Annotated in this window: 22 protein-coding genes and 2 pseudogenes; 3 read left to right on the top strand and 21 right to left on the bottom strand. The window is 73.1% G+C overall.

Annotated elements, in window-relative coordinates; all coding sequences use genetic code 11:
* The first annotated feature begins 74 nt into the window (after positions 1-74).
* Positions 75-2,039, top strand: a complete 1,965-nt coding sequence (locus tag EIW28_RS20675) for an ABC1 kinase family protein (protein ID WP_125249610.1) — start codon at positions 75-77, stop codon at positions 2,037-2,039.
* A 53-nt stretch (positions 2,040-2,092) separates the two neighbouring features.
* Here the strand turns inward: EIW28_RS20675 and EIW28_RS20670 are convergent, their stop codons facing one another.
* Genes EIW28_RS20670 through EIW28_RS20660 form a run of 3 tightly spaced genes read right to left on the bottom strand, consistent with a single transcriptional unit; the run spans position 2,093 to position 3,348 of the window.
* A complete protein-coding gene (locus EIW28_RS20670) occupies positions 2,093-2,536 on the bottom strand; it encodes an SRPBCC family protein (RefSeq protein ID WP_125249609.1) in 444 nt (147 codons plus the stop codon).
* A gap of 15 nt (positions 2,537-2,551) precedes the next feature.
* Positions 2,552-2,896: an ArsR/SmtB family transcription factor gene (locus EIW28_RS20665; protein ID WP_125249608.1), complete on the bottom strand. Its 345-nt coding sequence runs from the start codon at positions 2,894-2,896 to the stop codon at positions 2,552-2,554.
* On the bottom strand, positions 2,893-3,348 hold the full coding sequence (locus EIW28_RS20660; protein ID WP_125249607.1) for an SRPBCC domain-containing protein: 456 nt from the start codon (positions 3,346-3,348) through the stop codon (positions 2,893-2,895). Before EIW28_RS20660 ends, EIW28_RS20665 begins: the two co-directional genes overlap by 4 nt.
* Before the next feature lie 308 nt (positions 3,349-3,656).
* Between EIW28_RS20660 and EIW28_RS25715 the strand changes: the two are divergent.
* A pseudogene (locus EIW28_RS25715) lies at positions 3,657-4,031 on the top strand (class I SAM-dependent methyltransferase); the annotation flags it as partial.
* A gap of 466 nt (positions 4,032-4,497) precedes the next feature.
* A complete protein-coding gene (locus EIW28_RS20650) occupies positions 4,498-5,439 on the top strand; it encodes a DMT family transporter (protein WP_197717404.1) in 942 nt (313 codons plus the stop codon).
* On the opposite strand, the gene EIW28_RS20645 is transcribed toward EIW28_RS20650, so the two are convergent.
* The 18 genes and pseudogenes from EIW28_RS20645 to EIW28_RS20555 form a co-directional block, all read right to left on the bottom strand.
* Positions 5,440-5,850, bottom strand: coding sequence for a VOC family protein (locus EIW28_RS20645; protein WP_125249606.1), 411 nt, complete (start codon positions 5,848-5,850; stop codon positions 5,440-5,442).
* A gap of 48 nt (positions 5,851-5,898) precedes the next feature.
* Positions 5,899-6,660, bottom strand: coding sequence for a helix-turn-helix transcriptional regulator (locus EIW28_RS20640; protein ID WP_197717403.1), 762 nt, complete (start codon positions 6,658-6,660; stop codon positions 5,899-5,901).
* A gap of 24 nt (positions 6,661-6,684) precedes the next feature.
* Positions 6,685-7,209, bottom strand: coding sequence for an acyl-CoA thioesterase (locus EIW28_RS20635; RefSeq protein WP_125249605.1), 525 nt, complete (start codon positions 7,207-7,209; stop codon positions 6,685-6,687).
* 107 nt (positions 7,210-7,316) lie between these two features.
* The gene (locus EIW28_RS20630; RefSeq protein ID WP_125249604.1) at positions 7,317-8,795 is read right to left on the bottom strand and encodes an aldehyde dehydrogenase family protein; all 1,479 of its coding nucleotides are present in this window, start codon (positions 8,793-8,795) and stop codon (positions 7,317-7,319) included.
* Between the two features lie 8 nt (positions 8,796-8,803).
* Complete coding sequence (locus tag EIW28_RS20625) at positions 8,804-9,805, bottom strand: proline racemase family protein (protein WP_125249603.1); 1,002 nt, start codon at positions 9,803-9,805, stop codon at positions 8,804-8,806.
* Positions 9,806-9,860: 55 nt separating this feature from the next.
* The gene (locus tag EIW28_RS20620; RefSeq protein ID WP_125249602.1) at positions 9,861-10,778 is read right to left on the bottom strand and encodes a dihydrodipicolinate synthase family protein; all 918 of its coding nucleotides are present in this window, start codon (positions 10,776-10,778) and stop codon (positions 9,861-9,863) included.
* Complete coding sequence (locus tag EIW28_RS20615) at positions 10,771-12,030, bottom strand: FAD-dependent oxidoreductase (protein WP_125249732.1); 1,260 nt, start codon at positions 12,028-12,030, stop codon at positions 10,771-10,773. Before EIW28_RS20615 ends, EIW28_RS20620 begins: the two co-directional genes overlap by 8 nt.
* Positions 12,031-12,402: 372 nt before the next feature.
* Positions 12,403-12,708, bottom strand: a pseudogene (locus tag EIW28_RS25710) (FAD-dependent oxidoreductase); the annotation flags it as partial.
* Positions 12,705-13,265 carry a (2Fe-2S)-binding protein gene (locus EIW28_RS20605; protein ID WP_125249601.1) on the bottom strand — a complete coding sequence of 187 codons (561 nt, stop codon included), beginning with the start codon at positions 13,263-13,265 and terminating at the stop codon, positions 12,705-12,707. The gene EIW28_RS20605 and the pseudogene EIW28_RS25710, both read right to left, overlap by 4 nt.
* A complete protein-coding gene (locus tag EIW28_RS20600; protein WP_125249600.1) occupies positions 13,262-14,872 on the bottom strand; it encodes an NAD(P)/FAD-dependent oxidoreductase in 1,611 nt (536 codons plus the stop codon). Before EIW28_RS20600 ends, EIW28_RS20605 begins: the two co-directional genes overlap by 4 nt.
* A gap of 290 nt (positions 14,873-15,162) precedes the next feature.
* On the bottom strand, positions 15,163-15,840 hold the full coding sequence (locus EIW28_RS20590; RefSeq protein ID WP_125249598.1) for a GntR family transcriptional regulator: 678 nt from the start codon (positions 15,838-15,840) through the stop codon (positions 15,163-15,165).
* A 157-nt stretch (positions 15,841-15,997) separates the two neighbouring features.
* Positions 15,998-18,925 carry a beta-L-arabinofuranosidase domain-containing protein gene (locus EIW28_RS24735; RefSeq protein WP_125249597.1) on the bottom strand — a complete coding sequence of 976 codons (2,928 nt, stop codon included), beginning with the start codon at positions 18,923-18,925 and terminating at the stop codon, positions 15,998-16,000.
* Positions 18,922-20,337 carry an aminopeptidase P family protein gene (locus EIW28_RS20580; protein WP_125249596.1) on the bottom strand — a complete coding sequence of 472 codons (1,416 nt, stop codon included), beginning with the start codon at positions 20,335-20,337 and terminating at the stop codon, positions 18,922-18,924. Before EIW28_RS20580 ends, EIW28_RS24735 begins: the two co-directional genes overlap by 4 nt.
* A complete protein-coding gene (locus tag EIW28_RS20575; protein WP_197717401.1) occupies positions 20,334-21,635 on the bottom strand; it encodes an alpha/beta fold hydrolase in 1,302 nt (433 codons plus the stop codon). Before EIW28_RS20575 ends, EIW28_RS20580 begins: the two co-directional genes overlap by 4 nt.
* Complete coding sequence (locus EIW28_RS20570; protein ID WP_125249595.1) at positions 21,632-22,489, bottom strand: ATP-binding cassette domain-containing protein; 858 nt, start codon at positions 22,487-22,489, stop codon at positions 21,632-21,634. Before EIW28_RS20570 ends, EIW28_RS20575 begins: the two co-directional genes overlap by 4 nt.
* Positions 22,486-23,328 (bottom strand): ABC transporter ATP-binding protein, encoded by an 843-nt coding sequence (locus EIW28_RS20565; protein WP_125249594.1) that lies wholly within the window; start codon positions 23,326-23,328, stop codon positions 22,486-22,488. The genes EIW28_RS20570 and EIW28_RS20565 overlap by 4 nt, the downstream gene beginning before the upstream one ends.
* Positions 23,325-24,323: an ABC transporter permease gene (locus EIW28_RS20560; protein ID WP_187350643.1), complete on the bottom strand. Its 999-nt coding sequence runs from the start codon at positions 24,321-24,323 to the stop codon at positions 23,325-23,327. Before EIW28_RS20560 ends, EIW28_RS20565 begins: the two co-directional genes overlap by 4 nt.
* The gene (locus EIW28_RS20555) at positions 24,320-25,294 is read right to left on the bottom strand and encodes an ABC transporter permease (RefSeq protein ID WP_125249593.1); all 975 of its coding nucleotides are present in this window, start codon (positions 25,292-25,294) and stop codon (positions 24,320-24,322) included. Before EIW28_RS20555 ends, EIW28_RS20560 begins: the two co-directional genes overlap by 4 nt.
* Positions 25,295-25,296: the final 2 nt, after the last annotated feature.

The raw sequence follows: 25,296 nt of genomic DNA, 5'->3' as shown, positions 1-25,296 counted from the left end.
GCGGCCGGGCCCTGGCCGTCGCGGCGTAGCCTGTGCTGTCGAGCACCGTTCCGTCCGTTGAGAGGCCGATCCGCATGACCGAGCTGATCCTGTCGGTGGTGGGCATCGCCGTGAACACCGCGGCCGTGGCGTACGTGGCGACGCGGCTGCTGGACGTGCGGTACACGGTGTGGCGCCTGCTTGTGGTGAGCGGGTGCGGCTACGGGGTGATCCAGTACGGGCTGGTGCCGGCGCTGATGGAGCCGTTCCGGTACCGCGAGCCGACGGCCGACGAGATCCCGGGCGCGTTCGCCCTGTGGGCGCTGTCCTTCGTGACCGCGCCGGTGATCGCGATGATCATGCTGGTGGTGTGGGAGGCGGTGATCCCGACCGGGGCGGTGCCGCCGGTCCGCACCTGGTTCAAGGGGCTGCGCACGCGGGCGCGGCGCACCCGCAGGTACCTCCAGATCCTGGCGATCGCGGCCCGGCACGGCCTCATCGGGCTGCTGCGGGGGCGGCGCCTGTCGGCGCAGGACGCCGAGATGGCGCAGGCGCTGCGGCGGGCCCTGGACGACGCCGGCGTCACGTTCGTGAAGCTCGGCCAGATCCTCTCGACGCGGCGCGACCTCCTTCCGGCCGTGTACATCGCGGAGCTGTCGAAGCTCCAGGACCAGGCGGCGCCGGTGCCCGGGACGAGCGCGGTGCGGCTGGTCGAGGCCGCCGCGGGCGCGCCGATCGGCGAGGTGTTCGCGAGCTTCGACCCCGAGCCGATCGCGGCCGCGTCGATCGCGCAGGTGCACACCGCGGTCCTGCACGGCGGCGAGGCCGTCGTGGTCAAGGTGCGGCGGCCCGGCGCGGCCCAGACCGTCGAGCGCGACCTCGACATCATCCGGCGGCTGGCGCGCAGCCTCGACCGCCACACCTCCTGGGGCCGTTCGATGGACGTGCTCGGGCTCGCCGACGGCTTCGCCGAGGCGCTGCGCGAGGAGGTCGACTTCACCGTTGAGGCCCGCAACCTCGCGCAGGTCGCGGCGGCGCACGACCGGCGCCGGGCCGAGGTGCGGGTGCCGCGGCCCTACGCGGACCTCTCGGACGAGCAGGTGCTGGTGATGGAGCGGCTGGCGGGCGTCCCGCTCGCGTCGGCGCGGCCGGCCGAGCGCGGGCTCGACGCCCGGTCGCTCGCGGCGGCGCTGCTGCGGGAGATGTTCGACGAGATCATGGTCGACGGGATCTTCCACGCCGACCCGCACCCGGGGAACCTCATGCTCCTCGACGACGACCGGATCGGCCTCATCGACTACGGGTCGGTGGGCCGGCTCGACCGGGACCTGCGCGCCTCCTTCGAGGCGATCCTCCAGGCCGTCGACCGCCAGGACGGGCCGGCGCTCGCCGACGCGCTCATCGCCGTCTCCAGCCGCCCCGACGAGCTCGACCAGAGCGCGTTCGAACGCGCCCTCGGCTCGTTCATGGCCCGGCACCTCGTCCCCGGCGCGGCCCCGGGCATCCGGATGTTCACCGAGCTGTTCCGCATCATCGCCAAGCACCGCATCGTGATCCCGCCCGAGCTCGCGGCCGTGTTCCGCACGCTCGCGACCCTCGAAGGGTGCCTGACGGCGATCGACCCCGGGTTCGACCTCATCGCCGAGGCCCGCGAGATCGGCCGCGGCTACGCCGAGCGGCGCCTGCGCCCCGCGGCCGTGCAGGACCTCGTCCTCGAGGAGGTCCACGACCTGCTCCCGGTGCTGCGCAAGCTCCCCCGCCGCTTCGACCGCCTGCTCGCCGCCGTCGAGTCGGGGCAGCTGTCGGTCAACTTCCGGCTCTTCGCGAAGGCCGAGGACCGCCGCACCGTCACCGCCTGGCTCCACCAGACGCTGCTGACGGTCCTGGCGGCCGCCACCGGGGTCATGGCGGCGATGCTCCTGGGCACCGAGGGCGGGCCCGAGCTCACCGCCGACCTCACGGTCTACCAGTTCTTCGGGCTCTCGCTCCTGCTCATCGCCTCGGTGATGGCGCTGCGGGTGCTGGCCGACATCTTCACCAGGCGGTCCCGGGCCGACTGAGACGGCCGGCGGCCCCTCCCGCGAGCGCGGGAGGGGCCGCCGGCCTGCGAAGGTCATCCCCAGTTGTCGACGCGGACGTCCCGCGGGGCGGGCGCGCCCTTGCCGTCCTCCACGAGCGCCTTGAGGCTCAGCAGGAACGAGGCCCACTTGGTGGAGCAGTGGTGCATGAACTCGATCGGCTCGGCCCAGCCCTCGTGCTTGAACAGGACGACGGCCCAGTCCTCCTCCTGGCGGAGGTCCCAGTGGATGCGGGTGCCGATCCACTCGGGGGTCCCGCCCACGACCTCCCACAGGACGCGCCGCCCCGGTTCGGACTCGAGGACCTTCATGTCGAAGCCGCCCTGGGGGAAGCGGAACGCGATCTCCTCCCCCGTGCCGGTGCCGCCGGTGGTGTCCTCGGTCCACCAGTCGGCGAGGCCGTCGATGGTGGCGAGCGCCTGGTAGACGTCGTCGGTGGTGCGGCCTTCGACCGCGATGCGGTGCAGGATGTCGACCATTGCTGTGTCTCCTTGCTATTCCTTGGTCTCGGTGGTCTGCTGGATGGTCTCGGCGATGCGCTTGATGCGCTCCATGCGGGAGTCCCAGGCGTCGCCGACGGCGTTGAGCTGGGCGACGGCGCGGGCGAGCCGCGCCTCGTCGACGCGGTAGCGGCGCTCGCGGCCGGCGGCGGCCCCGTGGACGAGGCCGACCCGGTCGAGGACGGCCAGGTGCTTGGCGATGGCCTGGCGGGTGACGGGGATCTGCTCGGCGAGGCTGGTGGCGGTGCCGGAGCCGTCGGCCAGGAGCCGGTCGATCATGCGGCGGCGGGTCGGGTCGCCGACCGCCGACCACAGGTCGTCGTCGACGAGGACGCTCATCGCGCGGCCTTCTCGGCGACGGCGGGCAGCCGCGGCAGGAAGAAGTCCCAGCCCGAGACGTGGTCGGCGTGGTGCTGGGCCGCGACGGCCTCGCTCCAGCCGCGCTCGCGGAAGCCGGTCTCGGTCATGCGCAGGATCGTGCCCGCGCCCTCGGGTTCGAGTTCGAACACGACGAGGAACGAGTTCCCGGGCGCGGCCTCCTCGCCGTCGGCGTGGGTCCAGCGGAAGGAGAACAGGCGCGGCGGCTGCGCGTCGACGACCGTGAACCGCTCCCAGGCGACGGCGCCGCCGTCCTGGTGGAAGCCGATCCGGCCCGAGTCGCCGGCGACGGGCGCGAACTCGGCCTCGTCGGCCCACCACTGCTTGAGGTGCTCGGGGCTGCTGACGACCTCGAAGACGACCGCCGGCGCGGCCTCGATCCGGATCTCCCGCTCGATGCTGGCGTACTCCATGTCCTGCTCCTAACATGCAACCTTTGGTTGCTATCAACATAGCACCCGCCGCGGCGATGTGCAACCTTTCGTTGCATAAAGTGGCGGGGGCCGGGCGGGCAGGCGCGACGGCGGCGCGAGACCGGAAGGCCCGCAAGGCAGGTCGCGGGCCTTCCCTGGGGCGCGAAGTCATCGCTCACGGCGTTCCCCCGGCCGGCACGGGCCTTCGGGGCGCGTCGAGCGCGTGCGCGGGGAGTCCGAGACTCCTCGAATATCCCGGCCGAAGCCCCGCCGGCCTTCAGTAGGGTGTCGCTGTGGCGAACGAATCGATGCGGGAGCTCTGGACCGAGAGCGCGGCCGGATGGGTGGCGAACGAAGCGGTGTTCGACGCCGTCTTCGCGCCGGTGACGGGGGCGGTCCTCACGGCCGCCGGGTTCGCGGGCGGGCAGCGCGTGCTCGACGTCGGGTGCGGGGCCGGGACGCTCCTGCTGGCGGCGACCGCCGCGGGGGCGGAGGCCGTCGGCGTCGACATCGCCGAGGGCATGGCCGCGGCCGCGCGCAAGCGCGTGCCGGAGGCGACCGTGGTCGTGGCCGACGCGCAGACCGCCGACCTGCGCGGGGGCGGGCGGCCCTTCGACCGGATCGTCTCGCGCTTCGGCGTCATGTTCTTCGAGGACCCGCTGGCGGCGTTCGCGAACCTGCGCCGCGCGGCCGCGCCGGGCGCGCGCCTGGTGTTCGCGTGCTGGCGGGGCCTGGACGAGAACCCCATGTTCAGCCTCGGGTCGGACCTCCTGGCCGCCCGGCTCGACCCGCAGCCCGAGGCGCCCGAGCCGGGAGCGCCCGGCCCGGCCGCGTTCGCCGATCCCGAGCGGCTCCGCGGCCTGCTCGGCGGCGCCGGCTGGAGCGGGGCGCGGATCGACCCGTTCGACTTCGAGTGCGACTACGGCTTCGACGGCACCGACGGCGTCGAGGAGCGGCTGGCCACGATGCTCAGCGGCGGCACCGGGCGGCTCGCGCGGGAGCAGCTGGTGCCGCGCCTCGGGGACGACGGCTGGGCGGCCCTGCTCGACGAGGTCCGCGCGGAGCTCCGGCGGCACCGCGTGAACGGCGCGGTGCGCTTCCCCCGGCGCGGTCTGGCTCGTCACCGCCGACAATCCCGACTGAGTCCGCGTGCGACCCCTCGCGAACCCGCTGCCCCACCCTGCCGAGACCGCGCGGCCGAGCCGGCGCGCGGTGTGGACGGCCGTGGCCGCGCTCGTCGGCGCGACCCTGTTCTGGGCCGGGAACTACCTCGTGGGCCAGCGCGCGGTCGAGACGATCGACCCCGTCAGCCTGACCCTGCTGCGCTGGGCGCTCGCGCTCGTGCCGCTCGCCGTCGCGGCGCAGCTGCTGGAGCGGCCGGACTGGCGGGCGGTGGCGCGGGCGTGGCCGTGGCTGCTCGCGTTGAGCGCCTTCGGCATCCTGGGCTACAACCTGTTCCTGTACGGGGCGCTGGAGTACACGGACGCGTTCAGCGCCTCGCTGGTGAACGCGTTCAACCCGGCGCTGATCACGCTGGCGGCGGCGGTGTTCCTGCGCGAGCGGCTGACGGCGCTGTCGGTCGGCGGGGTCGTCGTCGCGCTCGCGGGGGTCCTGGTGGTCCTCGGCGACGGCGACCCCGCCGCGCTCCTGGAGGGCGGGTTCGGGACCGGGGAGCTGCTCATGGTGGGGGCGATCGCGGCGTGGACGGCGTACACGGTGGCGGGGCGGCGCGGGCCGCGGCTGCCGCCGGTGGCGGCGACGGCGGCGCAGGCGGGGGCTGCGGTGGCCGTGCTCGCGCCGGTGAGCCTCGCCTCGGGCGGGCCGGCGCTGCCGGGGTCGGGGGCGGCGCTGGGGTCGCTGCTGTTCATCGCGGTGTTCCCGTCGGTGCTGTCGTACCTGCTGTGGAACCACGCGCTGACGGCGGTGCCGCCGGGGCGGGCGGGGGTGTTCCTCAACCTGATCACGGTGTTCACCGCGGTGTTCACGATCCTCGCCGGCCAGCCGTGGACGTGGGCCCAGGTGGCCGGCGGAGCGATCGTCGTCGGCGGCGTGGTCCTCGCGAACGCGGGGGCGCTGCGCCGGGGGCGGTGACTACTCGGGCGCGCCGGGCATCTGGGAGGGGTCGTAGGCCATGAGCTCCCAGGAGTGGCCGTCGAGGTCGTCGACCGCCCGGCTGTAGAGCCAGCCCATGTCCTGCGCGGGCCGGGGCTCGGTGCCGCCGGCGGCGACGGCGGCCTCCACGAGCCGGTCGACCTCCTCCTTGGACCCGGCGGCGAGCGCGTTGATGGCCTCGATCGGGCCGGCGGCGATCTCGCGCTTGGTGAAGCCGGAGAACTGCTCGTGGGTCATCAGCTGGAGGGCGATGGCGTCGCTGAGGACGATCTGAGCGGAGGTCTCATCGGTGAACTGGGGGTTCACGGTGCCGCCGAGCGCGGTGTAGAACGCCTTGGCGGCCTCGAGGTCGGCGACGGGAAGGTTGACGTAGATCTGGGTGAAGGCCATCGGATGCTCCTCGGTACTGGCGGCCGGTCGTTCCGGCCTGCTCCGAATCTACGGCCGGACCTCGGCGTCGGTCTTGTACAGAAGCGACATGATCTCGTCGGGCGCGGGCTTCTGGAGCTGGGTGGCCCTGCGGCCGACGAACCGGGCCAGGGAGCGGGCGAGGTGGGGCTGGTCGTGGTAGCCGACGAGGTGGACGACGTCGGCGGCGGCCTCGCCCGCGCGCAGCAGCATGGCGGCCTGCCGGGCGCGCTCGATCTGCCTGATGACGCCCTGGGTGAGGCCGGTGGCGGCGGCGACGCGGCGCTGCACGGACCGGGGGGTGACCAGGAGCGGGGTGTCCCCGGCGAGGACGTCGGCGACGAGGGGGTCGCGCACGAGCAGGCCGGCGCGCACGAGGCGGTCGACGAAGTCCTCCGCGTTGCCGTAGCCGGGGATCTCCCATTCGTCGCCGTCGAGGACGAAGGTGCGCTCGGTGGCGTGCGGGCTGGTCACGGCCGTGTCGACGAGGCCGGCGAGGGGGAGGTTGCGCAGGTAGGCGCCGTGGCGGAAGACGACGCCGAACGCGCCGTCCATGGCGCCGCCCATGGGGACGACGGTCGGGCGGGTCTCGGGGCCGCGCACGGACACGTTGGTGACGCCGCCCGCGGTCCAGGCGATGAGCTCCCAGTTGGAGTTCGCGACCGACACCATCCGCTCGGGCGCGGGCGCGCCAGAGGCGCCCTCCTCCACCCGATAGACGCGTTCGACGTACGGGGAGTCGGACGGGCGGTGCTCCAGGCCCGGGATCTCCTCGGGCGGGTCGTGCGCCACGCCGCCGATGATACCGGCGGCGGCTCAGGCGGCGGTCTCGGTGATGCGGGTGGCCGCGGTCCAGTCGAGGAGCCACTGCGGGATCGCGTGCTCGGGGAAGGCGCCGGCGACCTGCTCGAGCTCGTCGTGGTCGACCGATCCGCCGCCGCGCTTGAGGAACCGGGTGCGCACGTACGCCCGCGCGTACACGGTCTCGCCGGCGCGGAACGTCTGCTCGATGTAGCCCCAGCGCTCGTCGAAGCCGAGCACCCGGGTGTGGACCTCGAACCGCTGCCAGGGCTGGAGCGAACGGCGGTAGGTGATGGTCTGGCCGGCGACCACGGGGTACCAGCCGGCCCGCTGCATCTTCTTGAGGAAGCCCGAGCGGAGCATGAGGTCCATGCGGCCGACGTCCATGATCGTCAGGTAGCGGCCGTTGGTCATGTGCCCCAAGGGGTCGAGGTCGGTCGGGACGACGCGGAACGGCGTCACGACCGTGTCCCACAGCCCGACCGGCCCGCGCCGCCGCGCGCGCAGCCACAGGTTCAGCAGCCGGAAGTACAAGTTCATCAGCCCACCACCGCAGGTCCCGAAGCCATCAAGTTACTCGACAGTAGCAAATGTGGCAGTACGTGTGGCGGCGCATGTTGGCGCGGCTCCGGCGAGCCCGTCGCCGGTCATGCGCGGGCGCGGTCACCCCAGGTCGCGGACTCGCCCGCGGGGGCGATGCGCTGCGGGACGCCCCAGGGGTTGTCGTCGCGCAGCGCCGGCGGGAGGGCGTCCTGCGGGGCGTTCTGGTAGGCGACGGCGCGCACGAAGCGGGCGACGGCGGCCGTGCCAACGCTGGTGCCGCCCAGGGTGGTCGCGGGCCAGGGGCCGCCGTGCTGCATGGCGGGGGTGACGGCGACGCCGGTGGGCCAGCCGTCGAAGAGGACGCGGCCGGCGTGGCGGGCGGCGGCGCGGACGAGGCGCGAGACGTCGTCGCCGTCGGCGCGGTGGACGGCGACGGTGAGCTCGCCTTCGAAGAACTCGTCGAGCAGGTCGGCGTAGTCGGTGCCGGCCGGGGTCTCGACCAGGAGGGCGATGGGGCCGAAGCACTCCTCGAGGAACGCCTCGGGTTCGGCGCGGAAGTCCTCGAGCGCGAGGGCGGCGATCGTGGGGGTCACCCAGCCCTGCGCGCGGGCGTCCGTGCGGGCCGAGCCCTCGGCGAGGAGGCGGACGCCGCCGGAGGCGAGGATGGCCTCGCGGCGGCGCAGGTACCCGTCGGCGATGCGCGGGTCGAGCATGCGGTGCTCCCCGGTCTGCGCGGCGGCCGCGATCGCGGCGTCGAGGCCGTGCCCGGCGGGGAGGAACACGAGGCCGGGCTTGGTGCACAGCTGCCCGGCGGAGCCGCCGACGCTGGCGGCGAGGCCGGAGGCGAACTCGGGGCCGCGGGCGGCGATCGCGGCGGCGGTGGCGAAGACGGGGTTGAGGCTGCCGAGCTCGCCGTAGAACGGGATGGGCGCGGGCCGGGCGGCGGCGATGTCGGCGAGGTGGCGGCCTCCTTTGAGGGACCCGGTGAAGGAGGCGGCCTTGATGAGCGGGTGCTTGAGCATCGCGACACCGGTCTCGACGCCTTCCACGAGTTGCAGTGTGCCCGCAGGGAGTCCGGCGCCTTCGAGGGCCGCGGCGCCGATCTCGGCGGTGCGGGCGGCGAGGCGCGGGTGGCCGGGGTGGGCCTTGACGACGACGGGGTTGCCGGCGGCCAGCGCGGCGGCGGTGTCGCCCCCGGCGACGGAGAACGCGAACGGGAAGTTGCCGGCCGCGAAGTTGAGGACGGGCCCGATCGGCTCGTTGCCGCTGCGCACGTCGGGGCGGGGCCCGAGCGCGAAGTCGGGGTCGGCGCGGTCGATGCGGACGTCGAGATAGGCGCCGTCGAGGACGGTCTCGGCGAACAGGCGCAGCTGGACGGCGGTGCGCTTGAGCTCCCCGCGCAGGCGGGCCTCGGCGAGGCCGGTCTCCTCCATGGCGAGGGCCACGAGCTCGTCGGCGTGCGCGGTGAGGGCGTCGGCGAAGGCGACGAGGGCCGCGGCGCGCACGGCGGGCGCGACGTCGGCGAGCGCGTGCGCGGCCGCGTCGGCGGTCTCGGCGACGGGGTCGATCGGTTGCAGGTCCATGTGCGCTCCTAGAACTGGAAGCCGGTGGGGAACGGGTCGGTGGGGTCGAGCGTGTACTGGGCGGTGCCGGTGATCCAGGCGCGGCCGGTCACGGTCGGGACGACGGCGGGCCGGTCGCCGACGGCGGTCTCGGCGACGAGGCGGCCGACGAAGCGGGAGCCGATGAACGACTCGTTCACGAAGTCGGTGTGGAGGTCGAGCTCGCCGCGGGCCCACAGCTCGGCCATGCGCGCGGAGGTGCCGGTGCCGCACGGGGATCGGTCGAACCAGCCGGGGTGGATGGCCATGGCGTGGCGGGAGTGCTTCGCGTCGGAGCCGGGGGCGATGAACTCGACGTGGTGGCAGTGGTCGAGTCCGGCGATGTGCGGGTGCACGGGGGCGGCGGTCGCATTGATGGCGTCCATGATGGACAGACCGGCGGCGAGGATGTCCTGCTGGCGGGCGCGGTCGAAGGGGAGGCCGACGTCGTCGAGGTGGACCATGGCGTAGAAGTTGCCGCCGAAGGCCATCGAGTAGGGGACGGTGCCGAGGCCGGGGACCTCGACGCTGGTGTCGAGGGCGTCCACGTAGCTCAGCACGTTCTCGATGGTGACCGACTCGGCGCGGCCGTCCTTGACGGCGACGCGGGCGGTGACGGGCCCGGCGGGCGTGTCGAGGCGGATCTCGGTGACGGGCTCGACCACGTCGACCATGCCGGTCTCGACCAGGACGGTGGCGACGCCGATGGTGCCGTGCCCGCACATGGGCAGGCACCCGGACACCTCGATGTAGACCACGCCCCAGTCGCAGTCGGGGCGGGTGGAGGGCTGGAGGATCGCGCCGCTCATCGCCGCGTGGCCGCGCGGCTCGTTCATGAGGAACAGCCGCAGGTCGTCCAGGTGCTCGATGAAGTGGAGGCGCTTGTCGTTCATGGTCGCGCCGGGGATGACGCCGACGCCGCCGGTGACGACGCGGGTGGGCATGCCCTCGGTGTGCGAGTCGACGGCGCTGACGAGCCGGTTCGTTCTCATGTTCGTCCTTCCGGTGTGCGCCCTGCACGGCGGTGACACCGTACAGGGCGGGGCGCTAGCGGGCGGCCGCGAAGTCGAGGGCGCGGCGGGTGTCGCGCGCGACCTGCTCGCGCTGGGCCTCGGAGAGCGGGCCGCGCGGGGGGCGGGTGGGGCCGCCGTAGCTGTGGCCGGCGATGTCCATGGAGAGCTTGATGGCCTGCACGAACTCGGTCTTGGAGTCCCAGCGGAACACCGGCACGAGGCCGCTGTAGAGGTGGCGGGCCTCCTCGACGCGGCCTTCCTGGACGAGGGTGTAGATCTCGACGGCCTCCTTCGGGAAGGCGTTGGGGTAGCCGGCGAACCAGCCGGTGGCCCCGACGACGAGGGATTCGAAGAGGAGGTCGTCGGCGCCGGCGATGACGTCGATGCCGCAGCGCTCCTTGATCTCCAGGACGCGGCGGACGTCGGTGGAGAACTCCTTGATCGCGACGACGTGCTCGAGCTCGTAGAGTTCGGCGACGAGGTCGGGCACGAGGTCGACCTTGGTGTCGATCGGGTTGTTGTACATCATGATCGGCAGGCCGACCTCGTTCACCTTGGCGTAGTGCTCCAGGACCTCGCCGCGGTTGGCGCGGTAGATGGTGGGCGGCAGGAGGAGGACGCCGTCGGCGCCGTCCTCTTTGGCGTGCTCGGCCCACTGGACGGCCTGGTGCCAGCCGACGCCGTGGACGCCGGCGACGACGAGGCCGCGGTCGCCGACGGTCTCGACGGCGACCTGCACGACCGTGCGGCGCTCCTCGTCGGTGAGGGAGGAGTATTCGCCGAGCGACCCGTTGGGGCCGACGCCGCGGCAGCCGTTGCGGATGAGGAAGTCGCAGTGCTCGGCGAACCTGTCGTAGTCGACCGCGAGACCGCCCGGCGCCTTCGGGTCCTCCTTGAACGCCAGGGTCGTGGCGACGATGACGCCTCCGAGGTCGAAGTTCTTGTCAGACATGGGTGTCCTTCCCACAAGTGGTGTCGAGGCCGGCGAGGTCGCCGAGCCGGATGGGTGCGGCCAGGGGCCGCCGGTCGGTGGTGTCCTCGGCGCGGGCGGCGCCCGCTCCGGTGAGGTCCTCCACGGTGCGCCCGCACATGCGGGCCTGGCAGATGCCGAGGCCCGCCCGGGTCGTGAGCTTCACGGAGCGCAGCGAGGTCTGGTCCGTCGCTTCGGCCGTGTCGCGGAGGCGCCCGTACGGGACCTCCTCGCAGCGGCAGACGACGGTGTCGTCGCGCAGCCACGACGTCCACCCCGGCCGGATGCCGTGGGCGGCGTCGATGCGCCGTGCGAAGTCGGTGGTGGCGCGCCGGCGCCGCCGGTCGGCGGGGTCGGGCTCGCCGCCGGCGGCGCTGCGGCCGGCGATGCGGCCTTCGACGAGGGCGGCGTCGACGCCGCCGATGCCGGTGATCTCCCCCGCGGCGTAGACGCCGGGGACGGAGGTGCGCTGGTCGCCGTCGACGGTGACGAACCGGTCGGGGCCGATCGCGCAGCCGGCGGCGATGGGCAGTTCGAGGCGGGGCGTGAAGCCGTGCGAGACGCAGACGGCGTCCGCGGCGAGGGTCCGCTCGGTCCCGGGGACCGGGGCCCAGTCGGGGCCGAGCCGGGCGGTCACGACCTCTTCGACGCGCCCGTCCCCGCGGGCCTCGACGACGGCCCGGCCGAGGCGGTAGGGCACGCGCCGGACCAGGTGGTGTGTGACATATCCCGCCAGTTCGGTGCCCTTGCGGGCGGCGGCGAGGAGCCGCCAGGGCTCGGGAAGCCAACCGCGCGCGAGCGCGGCGGGCCGCGCGGCCTCGAACACGCCGACGACGTGTGCACCTGCGGCCGTAAGCGACTGGGCCACGGGCAACAGGAACGGCCCAGCCCCGGCGACCACGGCGCGACGGCCCACGGCGATGCGCTCGCCCTTAGCGAGCGCCTGGGCGGCACCGGCGGAGAAGACGCCGGGCAGGTGCCAGCCGGGGAACGGAAGCGTGCGGTCGTGAGCGCCGGTGGCGAGCACGATGGCGTCGGCGGTAAAGGTGCGAGCCTCCCGGCCGCCGGAATCGGCGGGGCCGATGAGGACGCGCACGACGACGTCGGCTTGCGACTCGGAGCGGTCGTCGGGCGTGCTGGGAACCGCGCCCGGCGCAAGGAGGTCGGGGGCGGCTTCGCCGCCGCTGGCGCGGGCGGCGGACTCGACTCCAGGTCGATTCGCGCCGCTGCCCATGCGATCAGCACGGCCGAACCCGCCGAGCACCGCGCCGCGCCCAAGGCGATCGGGGCCGACCCCGCCACCGCTGGAAACGGCGGCGGACTCGACTCCAGCTCTGTTCGCGCCACTGTCCGAACGATCGGCACGGCCGTCAAACCCGCCGAGCGCCGAGCCGCGCCCGAGGCGACCGGGTTCGGCCCCGCCACCGCTTGTAAGCGCGGCGGACTCGACTCCAGGTCGGTTCGCGCCGCTGTCCGAGCGACCGGCACGGCCGCCAAACCCGCCGAGCGCGGCATCGTGCCCAAGGAGGTCGGGGTCGACCCCGCCACCGCTGGCAAGGACGGCGGACTCGACTTCCGGCCGTTCCGCACTGCCGCGCGGACGGCGGCCGGTGGCGCTGGTCGCGTCGGAGCCGTCTGCGGTGCCGTATCGCTCGATGGCCCAGACTTGGGCTTCGGTGATGACTTCGATGGCGTCATCGGCGAGGCGGGCGCGGAGGCGTTCGAAGGCCGACCAGCCGTGGTGGAGTCGGGCTTCGCGGCGGGCCGGGCGCTGCGGCGGCAGGTGCCGCCAGTATTGGCCGCCGAGGCCGTCGCCGGAGTCGAGAAGGGTCACCCGGGCGCCGGCATCGCGCGCGGCGACCGCAGCCGAGAGCCCGGCCGGACCGGCGCCGATCACGAGAACATGCTTCATCGGGCCTCCGCCTCGGGTGCACGGGTGGCGCAGCCTTGCGCTGCATCGCTTTCAGAGCCGTCGCCCCGGCGCTCAGGCGCACCCGCCGCGTCCGGCGCGGCACCGGGTTCGGGGCCGGCACCGGGATCACGACTCAGGTTTCGCGCGGGGTCGGGACCCGGGCCACGGTCGGGGCCCGAATCGACGGCGAGGCGGGAGCCGAAGCCCGGCCCGTGGGCTGGGCCGGAGCGTCCCTCCTGCGGGTGCGCATCGTGCTGGATGGTGTCGTCCTGGGTCGTGACGACGTCGCCGTCATGGGCGCGGCGCATGCACAGGCGCACGTCGGATTCGCCGTTGACGGTGGCGATGCAGTCGAAGCACACGCCGATGCCGCAGAACACACCGCGGGGGCGGCCCGCGACGGTCGTGCGCCACGTGGTGCGGTCCTGAGTGAGGAGGACCCCGGCGATCGACTGGCCTTGCAGCCCTTCGACTCGCGCTCCATCCACAGTGATGTGAAGGCTCTGTGGCCGGTCCGGGCGGATCGGATCGGTCTGCCAGGGGACGATGCCGCTCATGCGGTGCCTCCGTTCAGCGCGTCGGCCGACCTCACGGCAGTGGACCGCCCATCCGCCGCATCCGGCCGGTAGGACGTAGATCTGTCGGCCTCGGGCCGCGTCTGCACGGACGCTTCGGGCCCGGGCAGGGGCGGCGCGGGGACGTCGGTCTCGATTCCAGCGCCACCGCTTCTCGAGTCGGCGACGGTGCCTCGGCTCAGCGCGTCGGCCGCCATCTCGGACCTGGAGCGGGCATCCGCCGCCTCCGGCCGGTATCGCGCGGGGCTGTCGGCCTCAGGCCGCGTTTGCACGAACGCTCCGGTCTCGGGCCGGGATCGCGCGAGGCTGTCGGCTTCGGGCCGCCTTTGCGCGGACGCTTCGACCTGGGGCCGGGGCGGCGTGGACCTGTCAGCCTCGGGCCCGGCGTCGTCGGTCTTCAAGTGTGCGGCGAGGGAGGGGCGCGAGGGCAGAAATGGGGCCGGGTCGAGCGCAGGTGTGGTCCCGGTGAGCTGGGCGCACAGGAGGTCGCCGGTGACCCCCGCGAGGCCGATGCCGGCGCCTTCGTGGCCTGTGGCGTACCAGAGTCCGGGGTCGCGGTGGTCCTCGCCGATGACCGGGAGGTGGTCGGGCACGTAGGGGCGGAAGCCGCCGTAGGCGCGGATCACGGGCGTGCCTTCGAGGAACGGGAACAGGCGCAGGGCGCGCCGGGCGACCTGCGCGAGGACCTCCACCCGGAGCCGGTCGTCGAAGCCGATCTGCTGACGACTTGATCCGATGAGGACGGTCCCGCCGGGGGTCGACTCGACCACGCTCGAGGTCTGGAGGTCGGCGTCGGCCGACTGGGTCGCACCGAAGTAGTCGCCGTCGTAGACCTTGTGGAACACGCGCTGCGGCATCCGCGCGGTCACCAGGACCATCCCGCGGCGGGGCCGCACGGGCAGGTCGGCCCCGAGCACCGCGGCCACCTGGCCGGACCAGGGCCCGGCCGCCACGACGACCGCGCCGGCACCGATGGTTCCCGAGGTCGTGCGGACGCCGGTGATCCGGCCGCCGGAGCGCACGGCCCCGACGACCTCCTGGTTCGCGAGCACCCTGACTCCGGCTCGGCGCGCGGAGGCGAGGAGCGCCTCGGTTGCGACGACCGGTTGGAGCTGGGCGTCCTGCGGGTAGTGGACCGCGGCCGTGATCGCCGGGTTGAGATGAGGCTCAAGGGAAAGCGCATCGGCGGGGGTCAGTTGCTCGATCTCGACCCCGACCGCGGCCTGGCTGCGCGCAAACGCCCGCAGCGGCTCGGCCCCGGCATCGGTGGTGGCGACGACGATGCCGCCCTTGCGGTCATACTCGATGTCGGGAAAGCCGCCGTGAGGAGACGAGCCCTGGTCACCGCTGAGCTCGTCGGCGAGTTCGGCCGCCAGGAGGGGCCAGTGGGCGGAGGCGAGGAGGGCGAGGTCGAGTTCGGGGCCAGGGGCCTTGTCGGAGACGAGGAGGTTGCCTTCGCCGCGGGCGCTGGTGGCGCTGGCGGGGGCGCCGCAGTCGACGACGATGACGCTCAGCCCTGCGCGCGCCAGCGCGCGAGCGCACGCCGCACCGACGATCCCGGCGCCGATGACGACGACGTCTGCGTTCACGTTCCCTCCTTCTCAACCAGTGCGGTCGCGTCGGCCGGCGGAGCCGGTCCGTCCGACCTCGATCGGTTCGGTCCGGTGCCGCCGATCGATGGGCGAACTTCCGCTTCCGCTTCCGCTTCCGCTTCCGCTTCCGCTTCCGCTTCCGCTTCCGCTTCCGCTTCCGCTTCGACAGGATCGTACGGTCTTCCTCCGCTCGATTCCGTCTGTAATATGTCACATATTTCTAGCGTGCGGGGTGGTCCTGTTGCACTCACCCTGCGTGTACGTGCGTTGGCCTACAGAGGAACGCTTCAGTCGGCGGTCGGGCCCTCGGCCTTGCCCGCCCACCAGCCGATGGCGTGGCGGATGTGCTGGCGCATCAGCTCAGCGGCCGCGTCGGCGTCGCCCCCGGCGAGGTGGTCGAGGAGGTGGTGGTGCTCGGCGGCCGAGACGTCGAGCATGCTCGTCTCCACCAGCGAGACGAGGCCGACCAGGCGGGTGCGGGCCCGGAGTTCGGCGATCGTCTCGACCAGGACAGGGTTGCCGAGGAGCCCGGTCAGTTCGAGGTGGAAGCGCTGGTCGGCGAGCAGGTAGGCGGTGAGGTCGCCGGCGCGGGCGCCCGCGACGATCTCGTCGGCCTGCGCCCGCAGCGAGGCCAGCCGCTCGGCCGGGAACGAGGCCGCGAGGCGCGCCATCGCGGGCGGTTCGAGCAGGAGCCGGATCTCGACGATGTCGTGGAGGAGGTCGTCGCTCACGGCCGTGACCCGGAAGCCCTTGTTGCGCACCGGCTCCACGAACCCACGCTTCTCAAGGTCGAGGATCGCCTCGCGCACCGGCGTGGCAGACACCGCGAACTGCTCCGCGAGCCGCGGCACCGTCAGCAGCGCCCCCGGGGCGAGCTCGCCGGAGATGATCGCCAGCGACAGCGTGCGCTCCACGCGCACGCGCAGGCTCTCGCCCGGCTCGAGTCGGTTGTCAGAGGTCAACATGTCGTTCCAGCTTTCTGATGCCGCGCGATCCCCGCGGTCCCGTTGCGCGGGCTCGTCGCTCCGTGCCCGCGCGCCACGCGCCTCACGTGGCGAACGCGTGTTCCACACCGGCGTGCAGCGTACCCGATGCGGACCGCCCAGCGCCCGTTTCCCGAGGTCATGCACGGTCGCGCTTCCCGGGGAGCACGAGGCGCCGCCGGGGCTCCTCATTGCCGGCGCGGTCGGTCGCGGCGTACTCGATGACCTGGGGCTCGTCGCCGATCGCGCGCACGAACGCCTCCTGGAACGTGCCCCAGAACGTGCCCGGGCCCTCCCACTGGATGCGCTCAACGCCGGAGACGCCGTCGTCGGCGTGGAGGGTGATCTCGACGCTCGCGCCGAGCTCCTTGACGGTGGCGCGCGAGACCGGCGGCGCGGTGTCGACGCTGATCTCGCGGCTGACGGTGCCGGTGAGGCCGTCGGGGCCGGTCACGCGGGCCTCGATGCGGTGCACGCCCTCCTCGGTGATCGCGACCGGCCGGGTGTACGGCGTCCAGTCGCCGCCGGAGACGCGCAGTTCGAGCGCGAGGTCCGCGGCGGTGTCGGGGCGGTCGATGTCGAAGCCGCGCAAGCGGATGCGCGGGGCGGTGGTGTACCAGCCCGAGGGGGCGGGCTGGTCGAGGATCTCGATCGCGACGGCCGGCGGGACCGGGCCGTCGAACGCCGGGACGGGCGGGACGTCGCCGGGGGCGACGGGCCGCGGGTCGCCGGTCGCGCCGTCGAAGGCCGCGGCGGCGGTGAGGACGGTCGCGAGTTCGTCGCGGCCGAGGAGTCCTTCGGCGCGCACGCGGGCGGCGACGGCCGCGACGCGGTGGAGGAACGCCGCGCGGTCGGGGAAGGAGCCCGGGGCCCAGAGTTCGTCGAGGAAGGTGGAGCCGTCGGCGCGCTGCCGGTTCGGCACCCCGGTGCCGTTGCCGCCGAAGGCGATCTCGGCGTCGGCGGAGAGCACGTACATGTGGTAGCGGGTGTGCTCGCCGGACCAGCAGGGTTCGAACGCGGTCCCGTCGAGTTCGACAGTGCCTTCGCGGGCGAGTTCGGCGAGGAGCTGCGGGCCGGTGCGGCCGGTGATGAGGCTGCCGTCGAAGGCGCGGCGGCCGTTGAGCCCGAAGGCGAGTGCGGTGGTGGCCTCCGACCTGGCGAGCAGCAGCGTCGCGCCGAGGTACAGGGCGCATTGGCGCGGGTCGTCGATCGTGGGCTCGGCCCGCAGCGAGACGGGAGCCGTGAGGACCAGCTCGTCGCCGGGCTCCCAGACGCGGGTGAGCGAGGCGTACTCCCCCGCGACCGCCTCGACGCCGACCGGCTTGCCGTTCAGTGAGAGCGTCACTCCCCCTGCGGCCCAAGCAGGTACGCGAAGGTGCACGGTTCGCTCGGCACCGAGCCCCGAAGGGTCGGTGAGCGCGGCACCGGCCCCGGCGGCCGGCGCTCCCGCGACCGCTTCAACACCGGTGGGCTCGCCATTGAGTGAGAGCGTCACTCCCTTTGCAGTCCAAGCGGGTTTGCGAAGAAGGACTGTCCGTGCGGCACCGGGGGCCGAGCAATCGGTGGGTGCGGAACCGCCCTCGGCGGCCGGCGCGCCCACCTCACCCGCAGGGCTCGTCGCACCCTCGGCGGATGCGGTATGTGATGTGGCACTGTGCAGTGCGTCGAATCGCAGGGTGATCGATTCGCCGAGGGGGAAGCCGGAGCGCTGCGTGACGCGCAGGCCGGGCTCCGTCCAGTCGAGTTCGGCGTCAATGGGGAGGTTGGCGTAGAGCGCGCCGGGGCCTTGGTAGAAGACCGTGTCCTGGTATTTGACGTGATTCTCGAGGCCGGTGCCGCCGCAGCAGGTGCCGACGTTGTCGTATTCGCGGCGCGCGCCCGGGTGGACCGGGAACATGTAGGTGACCTCGGGGCCGGTGTCGGAGCGGACCGCGCGGCGGGAGCCGAGGATGTGGTTGAGCAGGGTGCGTTCGTAATATGTCATATAGCGCGCGTCGCGCGTGTGCGCGAACAGCCGCCGCGCCAGCTTGAGCAGGTTGTAGCTCGCGCAGGTCTCGGCGTTGCGGTGCCCCACGTCGCCCGCGACCACGCCGGGCGGCCCCCACAGTTCGCTCTCGCCGGTGCCGCCGTGCGCGTACACGCGCCCGGGCACGATCTGGTCCCACAGGCCGGCCGCGGCGTCGAGGTAGCGGCGCTCGCCGGTCAGCTCGTACTCGTCCACGTAGCCGATGAGCTGCGGCAGATGCTGGTTCGCGTGCATGTCGGTGAGCACGTCGGCACCGGAGGCCCCCGCGTCGAGCAGGTGGTCCTGGTCGAAGAACGCCGCGGTCTCCAGGAAGCGCGGTTCTCCGACGACGGCGCTGAGCCGGGCCAGGGTCTCGTTCATCCCGCCGAACTCCCCCGCGATGTACAGCGACCACATGCGCTGCCGCCGTTCGGGTTCGAGGCGCGCGAGGCGGCCGTGGACCCAGCGGCCCATGGCGTTGGCGAGGTCGAGCGCCTGCGCGTTGCCGACGAGCTCGTACGCGTCGAGCAGACCGGCCATCAGCTTGTGGCAGGTGTAGTACGGGGCCCAGATCTCGCCGTACGGCGCGAAGTCCTCCAGGCGCGAGAACTGCCACTCCCCGTACGCGGCGAGGAATCCGTAGTGCGAGTACCGGCCCGTGGCGGCCAGCGCGTCCCGGACCTCGCCGAGGCCGGCCGTGAGTTCGTCCACTTTGGCGCGCAGCGCCGGGTCGCCCTCGCCCGCGGCGGCGAGCGCGAGCATGGAGAGGAAGTGGCCGGCGTAGTGGCCGCGCAGCAGGTTGGCGGTGCGGGCGTGCTCGCGGCCGGGGTAGTCGTGCTCGCCCCAGGCGTCCTCGTCGGGGTGGCCGAAGTCCTCCCAGTTGCCGGGCGGGAGGGCCCCGCGCGTGTCGAGGCCGGCGTTGCGGCGGAAGACGGCGAGGAGGCGGTCGACGGGGTAGGCGCGGGCGAGGTGGAGGAGTTCGTCTCGGGCGCGGGCGAAGACGCTCGCGCCGTCGATGCGGACGGCGCCGAGCGGGAAGGGCCGCAACAGGGGTGCGGTCACGACTGCTGCGCCTTCGTCCAGGTCTCGATGCCGGCGGCGTCGATCGGGAGGGCGGCGGAGAGGACGTCGGCGCCGGTGGGGGTGACGAGGACGTCGTCTTCGAGGCGCACGCCGATGCCGCGCAGTTCGGGCGGCACGGTGAGGTCGTTGGCGTGGAAGTAGAGGCCGGGTTCGACGGTCATGACGACGCCGGGCTGGAGGTCGGCGCCCATGTAGTCCTCGTACTCGGCTGCGGAGCAGTCGTGGACGTCGAGGCCGAGGTGGTGGCCGATGCCGCAGGCGAGGTAGCGGCGGTGGTGCTGGCCGTGCGGGGAGAGCGCTTCGTCAACGGAGACGGGGAGCAGGCCCCAGTCGTGGAGGCCGGTTGCGATGACTTCCATTGCGGCGTAGTGGAAGTCGAGGTACTGGACGCCGGGTCGGATCTGCGCGAGGCCGGCGCGGTGGGCGCGTTCGACGAGGTCGTGGACGTCGCGCTGGGGGCCGCTGAAGGTTCCGGAGGCGGGGAGGGTGCGGGTGACGTCGGCGGTGTAGAGGCTGCGGGCCTCGACGCCCATGTCGAGGAGGAGGACCTCGTCGGGGAGGACGGGGCCGTCGCAGCGGACCCAGTGGAGGGTGGGGGCGTGCGGTCCGGAGCCGACGATGGTGGTGTAGCCGGTGCCGTTGCCGAAGGTGCGGGCGTGGCGGTCGAAGGTGCCTTGGAGCCAGCGTTCGCCGAGGCCGTGGCTGACGGCGCGCGGGATCTCGGCGGCGACGGCGGCGAAGCCCGCGACGGTGGCGTCGACGGCGTCGCGCAGCTGCTCGATCTCCCAGGGGTCCTTGATCATCCGCAGGGCGGCGAGGTGGCGTTCGAGGAGCGGAGAGGGTTCGAGGCCGTGCCGGGCGGTGAGGTCGTCGCCGGCCGAGCCGGTGGTGAGGGCGCCGGGCGGCGCGGTGAGGTCGGCGGCGGGTGCGACGGGGAGTTGGAGGGCGTCGGACCATTCGGGCAGGCCCGGGGAGGCGCCGACCCAGAGTTCGCCGTGGGCGGCGTTCGCGAAGAAGCCGGTGTCGCCGGGGCGGAAGGGCGGGGGCATGAAGAGGCGGGCGTCGTGGCCGCCGGGGCGCGGGGTCATGACGAGGACGGCGCCTTCGACCTGGCAGCCGGTGAGCCAGGTGAAGTCGCTGTCGGCGCGGAAGGGGTAGTCGTTGTCGTCGTTGCGGACGCGGGCGGTGCCGGAGGCGACGACGATCGCCTGGCCGGGCAGGCGTTCGGAGAGGCGGTCGCGGTGGGCGGCGGCGGCCTCGGGCGCGCCGGGGACGGGGGTCGCGGGGACGGGCGCGGTGCTCCAGCCCGTCGCGATGTGCTCGGTGAACGCGGGGATCTCGGCGAGCCGCGGGTAGCGGGTGCCGGCGTAGGGCGGGCGGGTGTCGGTCATCGCCGTTCTCCTCCTCGGTCGCGGACCAGGTCGCGCAGGCGGGTGAGGACCCTGCCCGATCCGATGCCGTCGTGTTCGAACTCGTTGGTGACCCAGGCCTGGGCGTTGCCGATGCGGTCGAGGGTGTCCAGTTGCAGGCCGGCGTCGACGAACATGTCGTCGAAGTAGACGGCGGCGGCGAGGGGGACCTCGTTGGCGGCCAGGCGGTCCGGGTCGAGGATGGGGCTCCATTCGCGGCGTTCGGCGAGGGCGTGGACGGCGGGTTTGAAGCCGCGCAGGAGCCGGATCTCGTCGAACATCCAGGGGAAGGCCATCTCGCCGGTGAACGGGAGGGGCCGGCGGTCCTCGCCGAACTCGGGGCGGCGGTCGCGTTCGCGCTGGGCGGCCCAGGCGGTGGGACCGTTGTGGCCGTCGCCGTAGATGGACTCCTGGAGGGTCCAGAAGAGGGGGTTGGCGGCGGAGGAGGTGCGGGCGAGGACGTCGGCGAGGAAGCCTTCGGAGAGGCGGCCCTGCTGGACGAAGGCGTGTTCGACGAGCCAGTGCATGCGTTCGAGGCCGGGTTTCATGCCGAAGTCGATGCCGAGGGTCTGGAAGCGGCGGACGGTGAGGAGGTCGCCGTCGGGCAGGCGTACGGGCGCGGCGGCGAGGTGGTCGGCGATCGCGGCGACGCGGGCGGCGTCCTGGGGGTAGCGGCGGTAGTACTCGGCGGTCTTGGCGGCGACGCGGTCGAAGGTGCGGCGGTAGACCTCGTCGGCGCTCATGGGGAGGCCGGGGATGCCGCCGCACACGTATGCGGCGCTGAGGGCTTCGGGGGCGCGGGAGAGGTAGGCGAGGGTGAGCCAGCCGCCGTAGGACTGCGCCAGCGTCGTCCATTTCCGTCCGTTGTAGACGGTGGTGCGGACGTGTTCGAGGTCGCGCACGATCGAGTCGGCGCGGAAGCAGGCGAGGTAGTCGGCGCCGGCCTCGCCGTCGCCGAGCGCGGCGACGATCTGCGCGTCGACGGGGGTGCTGCGGCCGGTGCCGCGCTGGTCGACCAGGACGATCCGGTAGTCGGCGAGGGCCTCCTCGATCCAGCCGTCGGCCTTGAGGGGGCGCGGGTTCGCGCCGCCGGGGCCGCCTTGGAGGTAGGTGAGGAGCGGGAGGTCGGCGTCGCGGCGGTCGGGGTCGACCAGTTCGCGCACGAACACCTCGATCTCGCCGCGGGCGGGGTCGTCCCAGTCGAGCGGGACGCGCACGTGGCGCTCGCTGACGCGCATGCCGGGCATCGAATACGTGAGCGGGTTCGGGGCGGTGTTCATCGGGCGGCCTCCTCTACGGTTCGGCGGGCGCGCTCGTTGCGGCGCCTCGCGGCGTCCCATTCTGGCCGGATGCGCGGGACGGCCGCGAGCAGCCTGCGGGTGTAGGGGTCCTGCGGGTCGCCGAAGACCTGGTCGCGGTCGCCGGACTCGACGATGCGGCCGGCGTTCATGACGGCGACGCGGTGGGCGATCTGGCGCACCACGGCGAGGTCGTGGGCGATGAACAGGTAGCTGAAGCCCTCCTCGTCCTGGAGGCGGCGCAGCAGGTTGATCACCTGGGCCTGCACGGAGACGTCGAGGGCCGAGACCGCCTCGTCGGCGATGATGAGCTTCGGGGAGACGGCCAGCGCGCGGGCGATGCCGATGCGCTGGGCCTGGCCGCCGGAGAACTGGGCGGGGAAGCGGCCGGAGTGGTCGGGGTCGAGGCCGACGCGCTCCATGAGCTCCCGGGTGAAGGCGCGGGCGCCGCCGGGAATCGGGCGCTTCTGGTAGACGAGCGGGGCGGTGACGATGCGCTCGACGGTGTGCTTGGGGTTCAGGGAGGAGTAGGGGTCCTGGAAGACGACCTGGACGTCGCCGCGGTAGGCGTGGAGGTCCTTGCCGGTGAGGGCGTGGACGTCGCGGCCGGCGAACTCGATGGTGCCGCTGGTGGTGTCGATGAGGCGGGCGATGAGGCGCGCGGTGGTGGACTTGCCGGAGCCGGACTCGCCGACGAGGGCGAGGGTCTCGCCGGCGTGCACGTCGAGGGAGACGTCGTCGACGGCGCGGAACCGGGCGGCGCGGCCGAGGAGGCCGGTGCCGCGGACGGTGAACTCCTTGACGAGGCCGGTGGCGCGGAGCAGGGGTGCGGTCATCGGGGCTCCTCGGTCGCGGTGGTGCGGAGCAGGCCGATCTCGTCGTCGATGCGGGGGACGGCGTCGAGGAGCATGCGGGTGTAGTCGGCCCGGGGGTCGCTGAAGACCTGTTCGGCGGTGCCCTGTTCGACGAGGTCGCCTTCGCGCATGACGACGATGTGGTCGGCCACTTCGGAGACGACGGCGAGGTCGTGGGTGATGAGGATGAGGCCGGCGCCGGTGTCGCGGCGGATCTCGGCGAGGAGGTCGAGGATCTGGGCCTGGACGGTGACGTCGAGGGCGGTGGTGGGCTCGTCGGCGATGATGAGGTCGGGTTCCATGCTCAGGGTCATGGCGATCATGACGCGCTGGCGCATGCCGCCGGAGAACTGGTGCGGGTAGTGGTCGACGCGGCGGGCGGCGTCCTTGATGTGGACGCGTTCCATGGCCTCGATCGCGACCTTGCGGGCCTGGCGGCGGGTGACGCCGGTGCGGTGCGCGCGGTAGGCCTCGGCGATCTGGGTGCCGACGGTGTAGTACGGGTTGAGCGAGGACAGCGGGTCCTGGAAGACCATGGCGATGCGGTCGCCGCGGACGGCCTGCATCTGGCGTTCGCGCAGGGTGGTGAGCTCGGTGCCGTCGAGTTCGATGGAGCCGGTGCGCTCGGCGCCCTTGGGGAGCAGGCCCATGATGGCGAGGCTGGTCATGGACTTCCCGGAGCCGGACTCGCCGACGATGCCGAGGGCGCCGCCGCGGGCGAGGTCGAAGCCGAGGCGCTTGACGACCTCGACTCGTCCTGCGGCCGTGGTGAAGCCGACGGTGAGGTCGCGGACGCGCAGGAGCGGTCGCTGGTCGGTCATGTCGCGCTCCCCACTCGCACGCGCGGGTCGATGGCGGTGTACAGCAGGTCGACGACCATGTTGCCGACGACGACGAGGAACGCCGCGAGGAGCGTGACACCCATGATGACGGGCTGGTCGTTCTTGGTGATGGAGTCGGCGGCGAGTTTGCCGACGCCGTTGAGGCCGAACACGGTCTCGGTGATGAGGGCGCCGCCGAGGAGGCCGGCGAAGTCCATGCCGAAGATGGTGACGATGGGGGTCAGGGCCGGGCGCAGGGCGTGGCGGCGCCAGACGAGGCCGGGGCTGAGTCCTTTGGCGCGGGCGGTGCGCACGTAGTTCTCCTGGAGGGTCTCGATGACGTTCGCGCGCGTGAGTCTGGTGTAGACGGCCGCGGCGCCGATGGAGAGGACGGTCCAGGGCATGAGGAAGTTGAGGAACCACTGCCCGGGGTCCTCCGCGAAGGGGACGGCCTGCGGGAAGGGGAGCCAGCCGAGGGTGACGACGAGGAGGAACTGGAGCGAGAGCGCCAGGACGTAGTTGGGGACGGACATGCCGGTGAGGGTGAGGCCGGCGATGAACCGGTCGGCGAACCGCCCTTCCTTGACGGCGCTGAGGAGTCCGGCGGCGACCCCGGCGAGGAGCCATAGGACGGCGGCGCCGACGGCGACGGTGGCGGAGACGGGGAGGCGCTGGAGGATCATGTCGGTGACCGGCTGGCTGGTCTGGAAGGAGTAGCCGAGGCACGGTGCGGCGCATTCGATCGCGTTGGCGCCCGTCCCGTAGGCGCGGCCGGCGAACAGGCCGGTGAGGAACGTCCAGAACTGGGTCCGGAAGGGCTCGTCGAGGCCGAGGTTGGCGCGGATGCGGTCGATGGCCTCAGGGGTGCAGTTCTTGCCGCAGATCTGCACGGCCGGATCGGGCGAGAGGACGAAGAAGATCACGTAGGTGAACAGGCACACCAGGAGCAGGACGACGGCCATGCCGAGGAGGCGGTTCACGAGGAAGCGGATCACGAGCGGGCCTCCCCGGATTCGGCGATCTTCTTGATGCGGTCGCCGAGGACGGTGAACGAGAGCACGAGCAGGAACAGGAACGCGCCCGGGAACAGGAAGTAGGCGGGGTCGACGGCGTACCAGGGCACGGAGGAGGCGATCATCTGGCCCCAGGAGGGCGTCGGGGGGACGACGCCGACGCCCAGAAAGGACAGTCCGGCCTCGGTGCCGACGTAGCCGGGCACCGCGAGGGTGGTCATGACGATGATCGTGGAGGAGAGGTTGGGGAGGATCTCCTTGAAGATGATCTGGGCGCTGGAGGCGCCCGACGCCTTCGCGGACTCGACGAACTCGCGCTGCTTGAGCGTCATGGTCTGGCCGCGCACGATCCGGGCCAGGTAGGGCCAGCCGAAGAAGGAGATGACGACGACCAGCAGGGCCTGGCGGTTCTCGGCCGGGAGGGCCGAGAGGACGGCGATCATGAAGATGAGGGCCGGGAAGGCCATCAGGAACTCCATGACGCGCGAGATCACCATGTCGACGCGTCCGCCGAAGTAGCCGGCGACGAGTCCGAAGACGACGCCGAGGACGCTGGTGAGCGCGGTGGCGAGGAGCGCGATCGTCATGGACACCCTGGCGCCGTAGACGATCCGGGCGAAGATGTCGCGGCCGTTGCCGGGTTCGACGCCGAACCAGTGGTCGGCGCCGATGCCGCCGCCCCAGCCGATGGGGAGGCCGCCGAGGTCGGAGTCGACGGCGGCCTGGTCGAACTCCAGGGGGCCATGCCCGCTGAGCTCGACCAGGAGCGGCGCGGCGAGGGCCATCAGGACGACGACGAGGATGTAGGCGCTGCACGCGACCGCGGCGCGGTCGCGGAGGAAGGCGCGGGCGAGGCGCCGCCCGGAGCGGGGCGGGCGAGCCGACGCGGGATCGCCGGTCGGCTCGCCGCCCGCCGCGCCTTCAGCTTCGAGTTCTGTCGGAGTGAAGGTCATCG

This window comes from Glycomyces terrestris, from assembly GCF_003933745.1.
Lineage (GTDB): Bacteria > Actinomycetota > Actinomycetes > Mycobacteriales > Micromonosporaceae > Glycomyces > Glycomyces terrestris.
Note: the sequence above shows the minus strand (reverse complement) of the source record. Positions and strands in the feature narration are given on the sequence as shown.

Excerpts from the sequence above, each read along its gene's own strand:
- EIW28_RS20675 (WP_125249610.1), top strand. The coding sequence starts at position 75 with ATGACCGAGCTGATCCTGTCGGTGGTGGGCATCGCCGTGAACACCGCG.
- EIW28_RS20670 (WP_125249609.1), bottom strand. The coding sequence starts at position 2,536 with ATGGTCGACATCCTGCACCGCATCGCGGTCGAAGGCCGCACCACCGAC.
- EIW28_RS20665 (WP_125249608.1), bottom strand. The coding sequence starts at position 2,896 with ATGAGCGTCCTCGTCGACGACGACCTGTGGTCGGCGGTCGGCGACCCG.
- EIW28_RS20660 (WP_125249607.1), bottom strand. The coding sequence starts at position 3,348 with ATGGAGTACGCCAGCATCGAGCGGGAGATCCGGATCGAGGCCGCGCCG.
- EIW28_RS20645 (WP_125249606.1), bottom strand. The coding sequence starts at position 5,850 with ATGGCCTTCACCCAGATCTACGTCAACCTTCCCGTCGCCGACCTCGAG.
- EIW28_RS20635 (WP_125249605.1), bottom strand. The coding sequence starts at position 7,209 with ATGAACTTGTACTTCCGGCTGCTGAACCTGTGGCTGCGCGCGCGGCGG.
- EIW28_RS20630 (WP_125249604.1), bottom strand. The coding sequence starts at position 8,795 with ATGGACCTGCAACCGATCGACCCCGTCGCCGAGACCGCCGACGCGGCC.
- EIW28_RS20625 (WP_125249603.1), bottom strand. The coding sequence starts at position 9,805 with ATGAGAACGAACCGGCTCGTCAGCGCCGTCGACTCGCACACCGAGGGC.
- EIW28_RS20620 (WP_125249602.1), bottom strand. The coding sequence starts at position 10,778 with ATGTCTGACAAGAACTTCGACCTCGGAGGCGTCATCGTCGCCACGACC.
- EIW28_RS20615 (WP_125249732.1), bottom strand. The coding sequence starts at position 12,030 with ATGGGCAGCGGCGCGAATCGACCTGGAGTCGAGTCCGCCGCCCGCGCC.
- EIW28_RS20605 (WP_125249601.1), bottom strand. The coding sequence starts at position 13,265 with ATGAGCGGCATCGTCCCCTGGCAGACCGATCCGATCCGCCCGGACCGG.
- EIW28_RS20590 (WP_125249598.1), bottom strand. The coding sequence starts at position 15,840 with ATGTTGACCTCTGACAACCGACTCGAGCCGGGCGAGAGCCTGCGCGTG.
- EIW28_RS20580 (WP_125249596.1), bottom strand. The coding sequence starts at position 20,337 with ATGACCGACACCCGCCCGCCCTACGCCGGCACCCGCTACCCGCGGCTC.
- EIW28_RS20575 (WP_197717401.1), bottom strand. The coding sequence starts at position 21,635 with ATGAACACCGCCCCGAACCCGCTCACGTATTCGATGCCCGGCATGCGC.
- EIW28_RS20570 (WP_125249595.1), bottom strand. The coding sequence starts at position 22,489 with ATGACCGCACCCCTGCTCCGCGCCACCGGCCTCGTCAAGGAGTTCACC.
- EIW28_RS20565 (WP_125249594.1), bottom strand. The coding sequence starts at position 23,328 with ATGACCGACCAGCGACCGCTCCTGCGCGTCCGCGACCTCACCGTCGGC.
- EIW28_RS20555 (WP_125249593.1), bottom strand. The coding sequence starts at position 25,294 with ATGACCTTCACTCCGACAGAACTCGAAGCTGAAGGCGCGGCGGGCGGC.